Genomic DNA, 14867 nt, shown 5'->3' with positions numbered 1-14867 from the left:
CGCGCAGCATAACAAACGCGGGACGTGCAGGCGCGCAACTTGCGCGCGAGCACGGGCCGCACCACTTCGGAGGTTTCCATGAAACGACACTGGCCGCGACAACCGATGCTCGCGATAGGTGTGTGCGCAACGTTCGGGCTGCATGCAGCCGTCGCATCGGCGGCGCCCGAGGTCTCGGTCAGCCGCGCCGATTACGGGACGACCGCGACCGGGCAGGCGGTGAGCCAGTACACGCTCGCGAACCCGCACGGCGTGACGCTGAAAGTCATCACGTATGGCGGTATCGTGACCACGCTCGACGTGCCCGACCGCACCGGCCACGTGGCCGACATCGTGCTCGGCTTCGATTCGCTGCGCGACTACGAAGCGCACAACGGCAACATCCATTTCGGCGCGCTGATCGGCCGGTATGCGAACCGCATTGCGGGCGGGCGTTTCGCGCTCGACGGCAGGACGTGGAAGCTGCCGGTCAACGACGGGCCGAACACGCTGCACGGCGGCCCCGACAGTTTCGACGCCAAGGTGTGGAAGGTCACCGGCACGCACAGCGACGCGGCCGGTTCGAGCGTCACGCTGCGCTACGTGAGCCCCGACGGCGAGAACGGCTTCCCCGGCACGTTGACGACGGACGTGACCTACACACTGACCCGCGACGACCAGATCCGCATCGACTACCGCGCGACGACCGACCAGGACACGGTCGTCAACCTGACCAACCACAGCTACTTCAATCTGGCGGGGCAGGCGGGCGGCAGCGTCGAGCGGCAACTGATCGAGATCGCCGCCTCGCGTTTCACGCCGACCGACAATACATCGATTCCGACCGGGCAACTGGCGAGCGTCGCGGGCACGCCGATGGATCTGCGCCAGTTGACGCCGATCGGCGCGCATTTGCGCGATGCGTATCCGCAGCTCGCGATCGCGCATGGCTACGACCAGAACTGGGTGCTGGACCAGGGCGGCCAGCCGGCGCCGGCGTTTGCCGCGCGCGCTTACGATCCGGCGTCCGGGCGTTTTCTCGAGCTGTACACGACGCAGCCGGGGCTGCAGTTCTATACGGCCAACGGGTTGAACGGCAGCGTCGCGGGCAAGGGCGGGACGGCCTACCGGCAAACCGATGCGTTCGCGCTGGAAGCCGAGCATTTTCCGGATGCGCCGAATCATCCGGCCTTCCCGTCGACGGCGCTCAAGCCGGGCGAGACGCTGCACGAAGTGACGGTGTGGCGGGTGGGCGCGCGATGAGCGGCGGCGTCGGCGGGCGCGCGTCGATCACACGTTGATCACGCCGCGCCCGATTTCGATCACGCGCCCGCCGACGCCGATTTTGCCCGCTGCATCGACCGACAATCGCAGCAGGCAAGGCCGGCCGACGGCTTCGCCTTGCTCGACCCGAAACGCGGCCGGCAGCTCGTGTCCGGCGGCCAGCAGCCAGCCGCCCAGGTTCGCACAGGCCGATCCGGTGCCCGGATCTTCCGACACGCCGCCGCCTTGCTTCACGAAGAAGTAGCGGGACACCACCGTCCCGGGGCGCTCGGCGTCGAACGCGAACACATACGCGGTCCTGCGGCCGAGACTGCTTGGTGGCCAGATGTCGAGGCGCGCGCTGTCGGGCCGCGCGCGCCGCACGGCGGCCGGGTCCTTGAGCGCGACCAGCAACTGGTCGGCTCCGGTGTCGACCCACAGCGGCGGCGCGAGCAGATCGTCCTCCGCGAGCCCGAGCAGGGCCGCGGCCTGCGCATCGGGCAACGTGCACGGCGCCGTGTTCGGCATGCCGGCGTGCGGCGCGATGAAGGTCCACACGTCGTCGCGCGCCGTGACGTCGACGACGCCGGCCTTGAATTCGAGCGACAGCGCATCACCGGCGTTCAGCCGGTCGCGCACGACATGCGCGGTGCCGAGCGTCGGATGGCCCGCAAAGGCCATCTCGTAGCCGGGCGTGAAGATGCGCACGCGTGCATGCGCCCGCTCGGACGGCAGCACGAAGGTTGTTTCCGACAGGTTGAACTGCACGGCCAGCGCCTGCATGGTCGCGTCGTCCATGCCGCGCGCATCGTCGAACACGCAAAGCGGGTTGCCGCCGAACGTCGATTCGGCGAAGACGTTCAGCAGGCGGAAGGTGTATGGGGTCATGGGCATTTCGTGTGGGTCAGCTCTGTTTGTCGAGCGGCGCAAGCATCGCCTGCATGTCGGGATGCTTCAGGACCTTCCGGTATTCCGCCGGACTCATCGCGTCGATCAAGACGCGGCCGCTCACGTCGGCCTTGATGTACTCGACCGCGAGCAGCGCGATGACCGGATTGGTCGTCAGCGTCGCGTGGTCGGGCGACTGGTCGCCGAATTCCGCGACCACTGCCTCGGTGTTGTCCGCGACCGCGACGGCCAGCCGCCGCCCCGAGAGCCGAAGTCTCGCGCTGGCGCCGCATTTGGCCATGTCGTAGTGGCGCGGGCCGTTGAGCGTGCGATTGCCGTAGATCGCCACGTGCGTATCGACACCGCGCGCCGCGGCCGCTTCGAGCAGCGGCCCGAGATCGTCGATTTCCTCGTCCCAGACACCCGCGAAGATCTCCGTCTGCGCATGGTCGATCACGCGCGCGAAGGCGCTGACGATCGCGTCGCGTCCGCTCAATGACCAGACCAGCCCCGGCTCCTGCCGCACCGGCAGCCGGTCGAGCGCGCCCGCTGCCAGTTCGAGATCCGCGTTGAAGCGCGTGCGCAATTCTTCCAGCAGCGATCGGTGTGGCACGGCTGCATAGCGGACCGGTTCGGAGCGGTTGACGAGCACCGCGCCGCGCGCCTCCAGGCGGCCGAGGGTCTCGTAGACCTTCGATGGCGGCATGCCGGCGCGCCGGCCGACTTCGGCACCCGTCAGCGCGGCTTGCCCGACGAGTGCGGCGTACGCCTGCGCCTCGTATTGCGTAAAGCCAAGCCGGATCAATGACGTGATCAGTTCCGCGTTTTCGTTCATGTGGATGGACTCGAATGGCCGTGATGCGCATCACGGGGGTGCTTGATTAACTACCGGAGTAGTATAGAATCGATCTCGCTTACTACCGAAGTAGTAAGCGAGATTTCCGAACCTTACCGAAGAGGATCATCAAGATGCGTCAACGGATCAGTACCGGCTCCCCGTGGGAGCCCAAGGTGGGCTATTCGCGTGCAGTGGTCGTCGACGACACGATCTACGTGTCGGGGACGGCCGGCAAAGGCGACGACGTGTATGCGCAGACACGCGATGCGCTGGCGACGCTCGGCAAGGTCCTCGCGGACAGCGGATTCGCGCTGTCGGATGTCGTCCAGAGCCGGCTGGTGGTCGCCGATTTCGACCATTGGGAAGACGCGGCACGTGCGCACGGCGAGATATACGGCGATATCCGGCCGGCGTTCTCGCTGGTCCATGCGTTGCCGTTCATCGATCCGGAGATTCGGGTCGAGGTCGAGGCGATTGCGGTCCGGACCGCCGCATGACGGTCGCCGGCCCGCCCGCATCCCTGTCCCGCACCGCGATCGCGATGCTTGCGCTCGCGGCGGGCGTCGCGATCGCCAACGGCTATGCGCTGCAGCCGTCGTTGTCGGCGATTGCCGGCGACTTCGGCGTGCCGGCAGCGCGGATGGCGACCCTCGCGTCCGTGACGATGCTCGGCTATCTGGCCGGCCTAGCGCTGCTGGTGCCGCTGGTCGACCGGTTCGGTCCGCGCACGCTCATTCCGGCGCAAATGGGCGTGCTCGCGATGTTGCTCGCGGGCGCGTCGCTGTCGTCGGCGCCGCTCGCGCTCGACGCCTGCTTTGTCCTGGTGGGGGCGGCCACGACGGTCGCGGCGCAATGCAGCGCGGTGGTCGGCAAGCACGCGGATCCTCATCGGCGCGGCGGGGCGATGGGTGTGGTTTCCGCGGGCATTTCCGCCGGCATTTTGCTGAGCCGTTTCGTCGGCGGTGCGTTGTCGCAATGGTGCGGATGGCGGGGCGCGCTGCTCGCATTGGCCGGCTGCGTGGCGCTGGCGGCCGTCGGCAGCGGCGTGCTGTTGCCCGGCGGTCGCCCCGAAGGGCATTCCGGCCACGCGTCCACGATCGGTGCGATTCCGCGGTTGTTGCGCGACAGCGCCGCATTGAGGCGCCGCACCTGCGCCGGCATGCTGTGGTTCTTCGCGTTCAATCTGGTGTGGGTGGGATTGGCGATCCGGCTGGCCGCGCCGCCGTACAACATGGGGGCGGCCGCGATCGGCGCATATAGTCTTGCCGGCGTGCTCGGCCTGGGCGTGACGCGGGTGGCGGGCAAGCTCACGGATCGCTTCGGCGATCGTGCCGTGATCGGTGGCGGACTCGCCGTGGCTGCGCTTTCCACGTTGCTGCTTGGCGTTGCGCTGGGTCATCCGGGCTGGCTGGGCGTCGGGCTGGCCTTGTTCGATGCCGGTTGTTTCGCCGCCCAGGTCGCGAACCAGGCCCGTGTCGTGGCGATTCAGCCGGCGCGGGCCGGTGCGTTGAACGCCGCGTACCTGACGTTGTACTACGCGGCCGGCGCGGGCGGCGCCGTGGCGGCAGGCATGCTCGTCGAACGGATCGGGTGGGGCGCGATGATGCTCGTCGCGGCGGGTGCGGTGACGCTGGCCGGGTGGGTCGGGGCCGCACGCGCGAGGGCCGCTGCCGCGGGCGAAACGGCGTCCGCCGGTTGAGCGTGTGCGGGACCGGCGAGCGCCATCGGCCGGATGGGCATTTTTCATGCATCATCGGGCTGCTCCGATTCGTCGGTGACGATCCGGTCGACGTATTCGGCTCAGCGGTTCGCAACGGTGCCGTGCCCATGCAACCCATGTCGGGTTCGGTGTCGCCCCGCGCTTGCGGGTTCCGGCACACCTCAATGCGACGACACGAACACCGCATCGTCGAACGGCTGCGGAATCGCGAAGCTCGCGCGCATGCGCTGCGTTTCCTTCGCAGGCGTCAGGCCGAACAGGCGTTTGAATTCCCGGCTGAACTGCGACGGGCTCGTATAGCCGACCGCGTAGCCGGCGGCCTCCGCCGTCAGGTCCTGGCGCACCATCAATAATCGCGCCTGATGCAGGCGCGTCGACTTCAGGTACTGCATCGGCGACACCTGCGTGATCGCCTTGAAGTGACTGTGAAAGCTCGGCACGCTCATGCCGGCTGCGTCGGCCAGTTGCGACACGTCGAGCGGCTGCGCGTAATCGGCGTGGATCACGCGCAATGCGCGCCCGATCCGGCCGAATTGCCCGCGCATCGCCAGTGCGCTGCGCATCGCATCACCCTGCGCGCCGGTCAGCACACGGAAATACAGCTCGCGAAGCAGCGCCGGGCCGAGCACTGCGGCGTCGAGCGGCCGCTGCATCGCGTCGACGAAACGCAGCACCGACGCGTGCATCGCTGCGTCCATCGGCGTCGACATCATGCTCTTCGGCGCCTGCACGGTTTCCGCGAGGCCGGCGCGGTCGATCTGCGCGGCGAGTTCGGCGGCCAGCGTGAAATCGAGGTGCAGGTACAGCGCGAGCAGCGGGCGCTGGGGCGTGGCGTCGGTTTCCATGCTGAATGGGACGGGCACGGAGACGGCCAGGTAATGGTGCTCGTCGTACAGATAGCGCTCGCCGCCGAAGTAGCCGCGCTTCGATCCCTGGCACACGATCACGATGCCCGGGTCGTACAGTACCGGCGTGCGCGACAGCGCGCGGTTCGAGCGCAGGATGCGCACGCTCGGCAGCGCCGTCAGGTTGTAGCCTTCGTCGGGCGCGAGCGCGCGCAGCAGCGTCACCAGGCGCTTCCGGTCGCGCGGCGATAGCGCTGGAGGTCGGGATGAGGTCGGCATGGTGCTCATAGTTTTGTGCAAGAAAATAAGCGGAATCTGGCTTATTCGGCGCAGTTCGTCAGACTAGTATGCATGCTTCAATCGACATTCGGGAGAAGCTCAGATGGCATCCGGCAACATCATGCTCATTACCGGCGTCAGCAGCGGTTTCGGCCGCGCGCTGGCCCAGGAGGCGCTGGCCGCCGGTCACACGGTGGTCGGCACGGTGCGCAGCGCGCAGGCGGCGCGCGACTTCGAAGCGCTGTCCGCGCAGGCGGCCGTCGCGCGCGTGCTCGACGTGACCGACTTCGACCGCATCGACGGCGTCGTCGCGGACATCGAGGCGAACGTCGGGCCCGTCGACGTGCTGGTGAACAACGCGGGTTACGGGCACGAAGGGATCATGGAGGAGGCGCCGCTCGACGAGATGCGCCGGCAGTTCGACGTGAACGTGTTCGGCGCGGTCGCGATGATGAAGGCCGTCGTGCCGTTCATGCGCGAACGCCGGCGTGGCCGCATCCTGAACATCACGTCGATGGGCGGTCACATCACGATGCCGGGCATCGCGTACTACTGCGGCAGCAAGTTCGCACTGGAAGGTATTTCCGAAACGCTCGGCAAGGAGCTCGAGCCGTTCGGCATCGCGGTGACGGCCGTCGCGCCGGGTTCGTTCCGCACCGACTGGGCCGGCCGCTCGATGGCGCGCACGCCGCGCTCGATTGCCGACTACGACGCGCTGTTCGACCCGATCCGCCGCGCGCGCGAGGAGAAAAGCGGCAAGCAGCTGGGCGACCCCGCGAAGGCCGCGCGGGCGATGCTCGCCGTGATGGCGGCAGACCATCCGCCCGCGCATCTGCTGCTCGGCAGCGACGCGCTGCGGCTCGTGCGGAACAAGTTGGCGGCGCTGGACGACGAAATCCGCGCGTGGGAAGCCGTGACGGTGTCGACGGACGGCTGACACGCGCGGCGTCGTTCGTTTCCTGCCGGTGGATGATCGGCCGTTGCGTCGCACGATGGCATCGCGGTTTCACAATAACGGCCGATAATGGCAATCGGCCCGTTCGCCACGTTTGTCCACCTCACAGGAGCATCGCGATGCCATACGTCACCACGAAGGATAACGTCGAGATTTTCTACAAGGATTGGGGTCCGAAAGACGCGCAGCCCGTCATGTTCCACCACGGCTGGCCGCTGTCCAGCGACGACTGGGATGCGCAACTGCTGTTCTTCGTCCAGAACGGCTATCGCGTGATCGCGCACGACCGGCGCGGCCATGGCCGCTCGGCGCAGGTCTGGGACGGCCACGACATGGATCATTACGCAGCCGATGCGTTCGCGGTCGTCGAGGCGCTCGACCTGCGCAATGCGGTGCATATCGGTCACTCGACCGGCGGCGGCGAAGTGGCGCGCTACGTCGCGAAGCACGGCGAGCCGGCCGGCCGCGTCGCGAAGGCCGTGCTGGTCAGCGCGGTGCCGCCGCTGATGCTGAAAACCGAATCGAACCCCGAAGGTTTGCCGCTCGAGGTGTTCGACGGCTTCCGGAAAGCGCTCGCCGACAATCGCGCGCAGTTCTTCCTCGACGTGCCGAGCGGCCCGTTCTACGGGTTCAACCGCGAGGGTGCAACCGTGCACCAGGGCGTGATCCGCAACTGGTGGCGGCAGGGGATGGAAGGCAGCGCGAAGGCGCATTACGACGGCATCAAGGCGTTTTCGGAAACGGACCAGACCAACGACCTGAAGTCGATCTCCGTCCCGACGCTCGTGCTGCATGGCGAAGACGACCAGATCGTGCCGATCGCGGATGCCGCGCTGAAGTCGATCAAGCTGCTGAAGAACGGCACGCTGAAGACCTATCCGGGCTATTCGCACGGAATGCTGACGGTCAATGCGGACGCCCTCAACGCCGACCTGCTGGCGTTCGTGCGGGCATGACGGTAGCGGCGCTGGCCCGCTGCGGCGGGCGGCGCCGTGATTGAAGGCGGGCGATCCGGCTGCGCATAGAAAAGGGCGGATTGCCTGCCGCCTGCATCACCCCAAATCGATGAAGCGCACCCCCGGATGCGCGAGGCGCGGCATCCGGCCGGCCAGGAACGCATGCAGTTCGCGCACCTGCGCGGCCTTGGCGGAGTCTTCCGGCCACACGAGGTAGTACGCATCGCCGGTGCTGACGGCCGTCTTGAACGGCAGCACGAGCTGCTTCTCGTCGATGGCCGTCGCACACAGCGCGAGGTCGCCGATCGACAGGCCGTGGCCGGCGATGGCCGCCGCGATGCCCTGTTCGAGCATGTCGAACACCTGCCCGCGCGTGATGTCCACATTCAGATCGTGACCGCTGCCGTTGAGCCAGCGGCGCCAGTCGCGCCGGTCGGGTGACGGGTGGATCAGCTCGCACGCGGCGGGATTCGCGCGCGCGACCGTGGCGGTTGCCCGCGAGCACACCGGAATCAGCCATTCGTCGAACAGCTTCACGCAATGCGTGCTTTCGCCGAACTTGCCTGCGCCGAGCAGGATCGCGCAATCGTAGGATTCGCTGAAAAAATCGACGGTATCGACATCCATCCACACGCTCGCGATCTGCACCTCGAACGCCGGCCGCGTGCCGCGAAAGGCGGCCAGTGCGTCGAGCAGCCAGCGCATCGTGAGCGTGGAAGGCGCCTTGAGCCGCAGCACGTCGCGTTGCGTGCGGAACAGCATGCATGCTTCCTCGACCTGCCGGAACCCGCGCCTGAGGCCGGCCGCGAAGATGTGGGCTTCCGCCGTCACGGTCATCCTGGGCCCGTGCCGGACGAACAGCTTCCGGCCGAAGTAGGCCTCCAGCGTCTTCACGTGCTTGCTGACCGCGCTTTGCGTCAGGCTCAGTTCGTCGGCGGCCAGCGTGAACGAGCCGGTGCGCGCGGCGCTCTCGAACGCGCGCAGCGCATAGACGGGGGGAAGCGGTTTGGCCTTCATGGGTTTCGAGTATGAATAAAACTCATGTCATCAGACAGGATTTTCCGTTTTCGATCGACAGCCCGGGCGCGTGATACTGCTTGCAGCCGCGTTTTTCGCCACGTCGGGCCTTCATGATGCCACCGTGACGGGCGCGCCTCTCGACTCATCGCTCAACTTTTTGTCATGACGCTCCATTACCCGCTGCTGTTCGCCTATCTGGCCGCGATCGTGCTGCTCATTGCGACGCCCGGCCCGGTCGTCATGCTCGTGACGGGTACGGTTGCGCGGCGCGGGTTCCGTCAGGGCGTGCTGACCGCGGTGGGCGCGAACGCCGCAAGCCTCGTGATGATCGCGGGCGCGATGCTGATGGTGTTCGGCGTCGTGATGGTCAGCGCTCGCCTGCTTGCCGGACTGCATGTCGCGGGGTGCCTGTTCATCGCGGTGCTCGCCATCCGGACGCTGCTCGGCGAATGGCGCGCCGGCCGCGCGCGGGGTGGCGACGGCACGGTGGCGGGGGAACCGGCGGCGGGGGAACCCGTGCCGCAGCCGCGCGGTTTGCCCGGCGTCGTGCGCGGCTTCCTCGTCGGCATCGCGAATCCGAAGGACCTGCTGTTCTTCGTCGCGCTCTTTCCGCAGTTCGTCGCCATCACGCCCGATTCGCGCGTGAGCCTCGCGATCCTCGCCGCGTTGTGGATCGCGGTCGATTTCACGATCCTGACTGGCTACATGGCCGCGATCAACCATCCGGCGATTCATCGGAAGCAGCGATGGGTCGTGGCATCGTCGGCGCTTGCACTGCTCGCGATTGCGCTCGCCGGGCTCGGCAGCACGCTCGCGGGCGCCGCGTAGCGCATCGGCGATTGACGTCACGCTTCATTGGCGCCGCGGTTGCGCCCGCTAACCCGCTAGTCGTTGCGCAGAAACACGACGTAGCCGCGGAACCACGGATTCGCTGCGAGATACGGCGGCGCGTCCCACTCGCCGCCCTGGATCACGCCGATGCGAAACGGCAGTTGCAGCCGCGCGACGCGCGGCAGATAGGCCGCATAGTCGGGAATCGTGCTGCGGCCCTGGTAGGTCTGCACGACCACCTCGTCGACGATTCCCTTGAGCTGGTTGACCTGGTCGGTATCGATGCGGCTGCTCCAGTCGAGCAGCCCCGTGATGCTCAGCCGGCAATCGGCGGGCAAGGTCTCGCGCAGCGTGCGCAGGAACGCGAGGTAATCCTGCAGGTGGCGCGTACCGGCATCGAAGTCGATCTGGATGCCGGCGATCGTGCGGCCCGACGCCCGCCAGCGTGCGAGCTGCGCGAGCATGATCTGCGTGACGCGCGGCGTCCAGCGCAGCGTATGCGCACGATAGACGAGCCACACCCGCGCGTCGGGCGCGGGCGGCAGCGCGACGCCCTGCGCGATCACGCGCACCTGCGACTCGTCCCGCGGCGACGCCTCGATCTGACCCTGCAGCACGTAGACGGCGCGCGCACCGTGCACGACCGCCTGCGGCTTCACGCCCGCCCACAGCCAGAACGCGTCGTAGCGCGCGGCGTCGACGGTGCCGGCCAGCGCGACGCGCGCGGCCAGCAGCAGCGCGATGCACGCGATGCGCTTCAAGCGGCGCTTACCAGTAGTAGCGCAGCTTCTGCGCCCACGGGCTGTCCGGATAGGCGGTCTTCAGCGTGTCGAACCAGCGCTTGCGCGTGCTCTTCGACACCTCCTTGCCGCCGCATTCGTTGGAGCCGCCCGGCGCGTAGCACTTGATCGCGCGATAGAACGCGTACGCGCGGTCGTTCGGGTTCGCCTGCGTATCGGCCATCACCGTCACGTAGCTCGACATCCGCTCGTACGGCTTGCCCGCGAACTGCGACGGCGCCGCGCCGAGCGTCGGCGGCACGCGCGTGGCGGCCGTGCTCGATGCGTTGCGGACCCACGAAGGCACCGGATCGATTTCGAGGCCGGACGCGGGCGGATGCAGCCGCACGAAATCGGCGAGGCAGTTCAGCCCTTTCGGATCGGCGGGATTCTGCTGCAGCGTCGCGGCGATGTCGCGCGCCGACAGGCACATGTAGCCGTCTTCGTTTTTCGCGCCGGCTGCGACGAACGGTTTCAACGGATCGGCGGGCGCGCCGGGCACCAGCGCGGTATCGGCGAGGAAGTCCGCGTAGTGCGAACGCGTGAGTTCCTTGTACAGCAACGTGTACAGCGCGGTGTCGCGCAGCGCGCTGCCGGTTGCCTGGTTTTGCGCCTGCGCGCGCAGCAGGTCGGCATTGGCCGCGCGCTGCAGCAGCACCGCGCGGATCGCGGCGTTCTGCACGAGCGAATCGTCGGCAAAGGCGTCGTTGACGAGCCCGGCCTGCTCCAGGTTGATCGCGAGCGCGAGTTCCAGCATTTCGCGCTGAAAGCGGAATGTCGCGAGCGGGATCAGGTCGCGCCACAGCTGGCGCGCCTTGTCGTTCTGGCCGCTGTCCTCCAGCGCGAACCCGCGCAGCGCCTGCTGGCTCAGCCCGAAGTAGTCGAGCGGCGTGGCGGGCGTTGGCGGCAGCAGGTCGAGGGCGGCGTCCGGCTTGCGCCCGATCTGCACGTACCAGGTCGCGAGCAGGTAGTCGTAGAGCGCGGGCGCGTTCGCGAAGCGCGGCTTCTGCGCCTGCAGCTCGTCGAGCGTCATCGGCTTGCGGCTTGCATCGCTGCTGTCGGACGCGCGCATGCGCTGCAGGTCGACGGTGGCGAGGACAGTCGGCGACTGGATCTGGCTTGCGTCGAATGCCGAGCCGAACAGCAGCTTGCTGTCGAGTTCGTTCGCCAGCTGCATCAGCGGCACGTTCGACGTCGCCGGCGACCAGCGCGCGAGCGCATGGCCGTACAGGTCGGCCTGCTGCGTGACGTTCCCGCCGAGCCACGCGACACGTCGCAACAGCCCGGTCGCGGACACCGCATAGCGCCCCTTCGGATACACCTTCAGGTAGGTCCGGAACACCGTGTTCGCCGCGTCGAGCGACACCTTCGTCACGCGCGCGCGCGTCGGCGTCGGGCTGTCGTTGTCGAATACGTTGGCTTGCGCGGCGTTCAACTGCGCGCGCCCGGCCATGTAGAGGCCGGTTTCCTTCAGCCACGGGTCCGCGCTGTGCGATGCGTTCGCGAAGGCGCGGGTCGCGGTGAGGAAGTCGGCGCGGTAGAACGCGTTCGTGCCGTCGAGGTACGCGGCGAACTGCTGGCCGAGCGGCGACTTGACCGGCGGCTTCGTCCACGCGGCGCTGGCGCCGCCCGCGGCACAGGTCTTCTGCGCGATGTCGGCGCGCGCCGCACGCAGGCGCGCGGCTTCGTCGGCGGGCAGGCCGCCGGCGCCGCCCAGTGCGTCGTTGAACGCGTCCGCGCCCGCGCTCATGCTGCGGCAGATGCTGCCTTCGCCGTCCGCGTACCGGTTCGACGACGCCTCGGCATCCGCTGCGCCGCCGGTCTTGTCGGGCTCCTTCTGGCCGATGTAGATCCATCCGGAGAAATCCATCGGGAACGGCACGACGATCTGGTTGATCCGCTCTTTCGCCGGGATGGTCTTCGGGTCCGGGAACACCTGCGCGACCTTGCCGCTGTCGACCATCATCAGCATCGCATTGATGCGCGTGTCGTTGGCGGGCGTCAGCATCGGCACGTTGCCGCACGAATATGAAGTCTGCCGGAGCGTGTTCGGCACGTAGCAGCCGTCGTCTCCGCTCGCATGGGCGGCGGGTATCCAGAGCAGGCTGGCCGCCAGCGCGGCGAACAGGTTTCGGTGCAGCGTCGGGTTTCTTCGCATTTTTCTTGTGCTGGGTGGGTGGCCGCGACGGCCGGTTCTCTCAGGGGGCGCTTTGCCCCGGCGCGTATCGTACCTCACGGGGCGTGATGGCCGGCGCTGCGCGGGGCCGCCAGCCGCGCCGAGGGCAGGCCCCCGTGAAATGGAAATCCACTCAGTGTGGACGCAACGCCACCTTGAATCCGGATCGCTTGAATTAAGATGCAGCCGGCAGTGGCGGACGTCCGACGATAGACGACCTGACGTGGTCCGTACTGCCCGACGGGGAAGGTCTGCCGAAAGCGGCGTTCGCGTCGATCCGCACGACGGAATCGATCATGAAAGGGACGCGAACAGATGCCGGTTTACCTGCCTATTCAATAGCATTACTTAACAATTTTAAGGACGAAACGATACGTCGTATCGGCCAACGGCAGACGAGAGTGCGCCGGCAAATGAAAACAAGAGGAGTCCAATGAAACCCATTACATGGATGGTCATGGCGGCCGCGCTCGCGCTGACCGCGTGCGGCGGCGACGATGTCGCGACGAACGGCGGCGCGTCGTCATCGTCGTCTACGCCGAACAATCCCGGCTCGCCGTCTGGCTCGACGTCGGGCGGCGGCGGGGCGAGCGGCGGGTCGAACGGTGGCCCGACAGGCGGCGCCACGCAGCCGCAGGCCGGCTGGTCGACGGCCGCCGCGGTGGACGGCAAGGGGCCGGAGGGCGCCCCCAGCGTGACGATCGATGCGAGCGGCAACGCGCTCGCCACCTGGATGACCAACGGCCCGGCCGGCGCGAACGGCAACGAGATGTGGGGCGCGCGCTATGCCGCGGGCTCCGGCTGGGGAACCGCGACGCGGCTCGACACGGGCGACGGCTCGCATTCGATGAACACGACGAGCTCGAGCCCGTCGCGAGTGGTCGGCAACGCGAGCGGGCAGGCCGTCGCGTTCTGGACCGAATGGATGCCGGGCCCGAACACGTATGCGCTGTGGGCGCGCCCGTACACCCCGGCCGGCGGCTGGGGCGCGGCGTTCGAAGTGGCGCCGGACGTGACGGGGTCGACCTATACGGCCGGGATCGACGGCCAGGGCAACGCGCTCGTCGCGTGGTCGCAGTCGATCAGCCTGCTCGATACGCGTATCGCATGGACGCGCTACACGCAGGCCGGACAGTGGTCGCCGACGGCGCTGATCCAGATGCCGGTGCAGACCGGGCCGGGCGCGGTCACCGGCGACACCGACAACGTGAGGCCGATGATCTCGGTCCTGTCGTCCGGCCGCGCCGTGCTCGCGTGGCGGCAGACCAACCATACGCACTCGGCGCTGTGGACGGCCACGTACGACGCGGCCAACGGCTGGACCGACGTCAACCAGGCGGTGTCGAACACGAGCCTGTTCACGACGATCATCTCGCCGGTGGCCGGCATGGACGCGAAGGGCAACATCACGCTGCTCTGGGGGCAGCTCGACGTGACGGGCGGGAAGCTCACCACCGCCACGATGTCGCAACGCTATGTGTCCGGCACCGGGTGGCAGCCGTCGCAACCGGTGGCGCCCGCGATCGTCGAGCCGACCGGTTTCATCGCGACGCCGATGCTGGCCGTCAACGAAAACGGCGTGGCTGCCGCGATGTGGGCGGAAGGCGGCGCGGCGCTGCAGGTGAGCGTGTCGGATGCCAGCGGCAACTGGGGGCCGTTGCAGCGGCTGACGGAACACCTGAACGGCGCGGCAAACCAGTACCCGCCGCTCGTGGTCGACGCCGGCGGCAACGTGACGGCCGCGTGGCAGGACACCGGTTTGCCGGGTGCGTCGGCCGTCATCGCGGCCAGTTACCGGAACGGCGCGTGGAGCGCGTCGACGGTGGCGCCGCAGAGCGCGTCGTGGCCGGCGCTGGCCGTCAACGCGACGGGGGCGATGGCGCTGCTCTGGCAATCGTATGTCGCGACTATCGGCAGCCAGGTGCAGGCCAGTTTTTATACGCCGGGCGCGTAAGCGCCTCGCACTGGGGAAATCGAAGGAGAAGCCATGAAGCAAACCTTGCATTGCACCGTCCGGACCGCGCTGGGCGTCACGGTCGCCGGCCTCGTGCTGGCCGCATGCGGCACGACGCAGATGAACATGGTCGACGTCCAGACGTCGACCGCGAAGACGCTCGGGCTCGCGTCGTCGGACGAGATCACGATCGCCAACGTCCAGTACGGGAAGAAGGACGGGCTGGGCGGCCAGAAGATGAGTTACGACGCGACGACCGGCAAGGGGCGGCGTTTCGGCTGTACGGTGTTCATCAGTTGCTATATGAACGCGTCCCGTTTGCAACAGTTTTCGTGTGTTTTGATAGACAGGATGGGCTGCAGCTCTATATGCGGCCTTGATGCA

Annotated in this window: 14 protein-coding genes; 8 read left to right on the top strand and 6 right to left on the bottom strand. The window is 67.9% G+C overall.

Translation table 11 applies throughout. The annotated features are described in order from the left end of the window. Positions 1-78: 78 nt before the first annotated feature. Complete coding sequence (locus tag HWX03_RS28915) at positions 79-1242, top strand: aldose epimerase family protein (RefSeq protein WP_175873619.1); 1164 nt, start codon at positions 79-81, stop codon at positions 1240-1242. A gap of 27 nt (positions 1243-1269) precedes the next feature. Here the strand turns inward: HWX03_RS28915 and HWX03_RS28910 are convergent, their stop codons facing one another. Together HWX03_RS28910 and HWX03_RS28905 are read right to left on the bottom strand one after the other, a co-directional pair. Beyond that, positions 1270-2130: a PhzF family phenazine biosynthesis protein gene (locus HWX03_RS28910; protein WP_175873618.1), complete on the bottom strand. Its 861-nt coding sequence runs from the start codon at positions 2128-2130 to the stop codon at positions 1270-1272. Positions 2131-2146: 16 nt separating this feature from the next. After that, a complete protein-coding gene (locus HWX03_RS28905) occupies positions 2147-2965 on the bottom strand; it encodes a TrmB family transcriptional regulator (protein ID WP_175873617.1) in 819 nt (272 codons plus the stop codon). Between the two features lie 134 nt (positions 2966-3099). Here HWX03_RS28905 and HWX03_RS28900 point away from each other — a divergent pair, with 134 nt between their 5' ends. Both HWX03_RS28900 and HWX03_RS28895 read left to right on the top strand, forming a co-directional pair. Next, on the top strand, positions 3100-3465 hold the full coding sequence (locus tag HWX03_RS28900) for a RidA family protein (protein ID WP_175873616.1): 366 nt from the start codon (positions 3100-3102) through the stop codon (positions 3463-3465). Continuing rightward, a complete protein-coding gene (locus tag HWX03_RS28895) occupies positions 3462-4667 on the top strand; it encodes an MFS transporter (protein ID WP_175873615.1) in 1206 nt (401 codons plus the stop codon). The genes HWX03_RS28900 and HWX03_RS28895 overlap by 4 nt, the downstream gene beginning before the upstream one ends. 182 nt (positions 4668-4849) lie before the next feature. Here HWX03_RS28895 and HWX03_RS28890 read toward each other — a convergent pair whose 3' ends face one another. Further along, positions 4850-5821: an AraC family transcriptional regulator gene (locus HWX03_RS28890; RefSeq protein WP_175873614.1), complete on the bottom strand. Its 972-nt coding sequence runs from the start codon at positions 5819-5821 to the stop codon at positions 4850-4852. Positions 5822-5915: 94 nt separating this feature from the next. Here HWX03_RS28890 and HWX03_RS28885 point away from each other — a divergent pair, with 94 nt between their 5' ends. Both HWX03_RS28885 and HWX03_RS28880 read left to right on the top strand, forming a co-directional pair. After that, positions 5916-6749: an oxidoreductase gene (locus HWX03_RS28885; RefSeq protein ID WP_175873613.1), complete on the top strand. Its 834-nt coding sequence runs from the start codon at positions 5916-5918 to the stop codon at positions 6747-6749. Positions 6750-6886: 137 nt separating this feature from the next. After that, entirely contained in the window at positions 6887-7723 is an 837-nt protein-coding gene (locus HWX03_RS28880) for an alpha/beta hydrolase (protein ID WP_175873612.1), read from the top strand. Between the two features lie 96 nt (positions 7724-7819). On the opposite strand, the gene HWX03_RS28875 is transcribed toward HWX03_RS28880, so the two are convergent. Then, on the bottom strand, positions 7820-8740 hold the full coding sequence (locus HWX03_RS28875; protein WP_175824325.1) for a LysR substrate-binding domain-containing protein: 921 nt from the start codon (positions 8738-8740) through the stop codon (positions 7820-7822). A gap of 165 nt (positions 8741-8905) precedes the next feature. Between HWX03_RS28875 and HWX03_RS28870 the strand changes: the two genes are divergently transcribed. Then, on the top strand, positions 8906-9571 hold the full coding sequence (locus tag HWX03_RS28870) for a LysE family translocator (RefSeq protein WP_175873611.1): 666 nt from the start codon (positions 8906-8908) through the stop codon (positions 9569-9571). 56 nt (positions 9572-9627) lie between these two features. Here the strand turns inward: HWX03_RS28870 and HWX03_RS28865 are convergent, their stop codons facing one another. Both HWX03_RS28865 and HWX03_RS28860 read right to left on the bottom strand, forming a co-directional pair. Continuing rightward, the gene (locus HWX03_RS28865) at positions 9628-10335 is read right to left on the bottom strand and encodes a DUF3142 domain-containing protein (RefSeq protein WP_175824327.1); all 708 of its coding nucleotides are present in this window, start codon (positions 10333-10335) and stop codon (positions 9628-9630) included. A gap of 7 nt (positions 10336-10342) precedes the next feature. Next, the gene (locus HWX03_RS28860; protein ID WP_175873610.1) at positions 10343-12511 is read right to left on the bottom strand and encodes a hypothetical protein; all 2169 of its coding nucleotides are present in this window, start codon (positions 12509-12511) and stop codon (positions 10343-10345) included. 451 nt (positions 12512-12962) lie between these two features. On the opposite strand from HWX03_RS28860, the gene HWX03_RS28855 reads away from it, so the two are divergent. After that, positions 12963-14483, top strand: a complete 1521-nt coding sequence (locus HWX03_RS28855; protein ID WP_175873609.1) for a hypothetical protein — start codon at positions 12963-12965, stop codon at positions 14481-14483. Positions 14484-14516: 33 nt separating this feature from the next. Continuing rightward, positions 14517-14867, top strand: a 351-nt coding sequence (locus HWX03_RS28850) for a hypothetical protein (RefSeq protein ID WP_244132810.1), incomplete at its 3' end; no start/stop codon positions are given.

It is taken from the genome of Burkholderia sp. BCC0397 (assembly GCF_902832865.1).
GTDB lineage: Bacteria > Pseudomonadota > Gammaproteobacteria > Burkholderiales > Burkholderiaceae > Burkholderia.
The sequence above is the reverse complement of the archived record's forward strand: the minus strand, read 5'-3'. Positions and strand labels throughout refer to the sequence as shown.

Bases quoted from the DNA above. Each gene is read 5' to 3' on its own strand.
- HWX03_RS28915 (WP_175873619.1), top strand. From the start codon at position 79: ATGAAACGACACTGGCCGCGACAACCGATGCTCGCGATAGGTGTGTGC.
- HWX03_RS28910 (WP_175873618.1), bottom strand. From the start codon at position 2,130: ATGACCCCATACACCTTCCGCCTGCTGAACGTCTTCGCCGAATCGACG.
- HWX03_RS28905 (WP_175873617.1), bottom strand. From the start codon at position 2,965: ATGAACGAAAACGCGGAACTGATCACGTCATTGATCCGGCTTGGCTTT.
- HWX03_RS28900 (WP_175873616.1), top strand. From the start codon at position 3,100: ATGCGTCAACGGATCAGTACCGGCTCCCCGTGGGAGCCCAAGGTGGGC.
- HWX03_RS28895 (WP_175873615.1), top strand. From the start codon at position 3,462: ATGACGGTCGCCGGCCCGCCCGCATCCCTGTCCCGCACCGCGATCGCG.
- HWX03_RS28890 (WP_175873614.1), bottom strand. From the start codon at position 5,821: ATGAGCACCATGCCGACCTCATCCCGACCTCCAGCGCTATCGCCGCGC.
- HWX03_RS28885 (WP_175873613.1), top strand. From the start codon at position 5,916: ATGGCATCCGGCAACATCATGCTCATTACCGGCGTCAGCAGCGGTTTC.
- HWX03_RS28880 (WP_175873612.1), top strand. From the start codon at position 6,887: ATGCCATACGTCACCACGAAGGATAACGTCGAGATTTTCTACAAGGAT.
- HWX03_RS28875 (WP_175824325.1), bottom strand. From the start codon at position 8,740: ATGAAGGCCAAACCGCTTCCCCCCGTCTATGCGCTGCGCGCGTTCGAG.
- HWX03_RS28870 (WP_175873611.1), top strand. From the start codon at position 8,906: ATGACGCTCCATTACCCGCTGCTGTTCGCCTATCTGGCCGCGATCGTG.
- HWX03_RS28860 (WP_175873610.1), bottom strand. From the start codon at position 12,511: ATGCGAAGAAACCCGACGCTGCACCGAAACCTGTTCGCCGCGCTGGCG.
- HWX03_RS28855 (WP_175873609.1), top strand. From the start codon at position 12,963: ATGAAACCCATTACATGGATGGTCATGGCGGCCGCGCTCGCGCTGACC.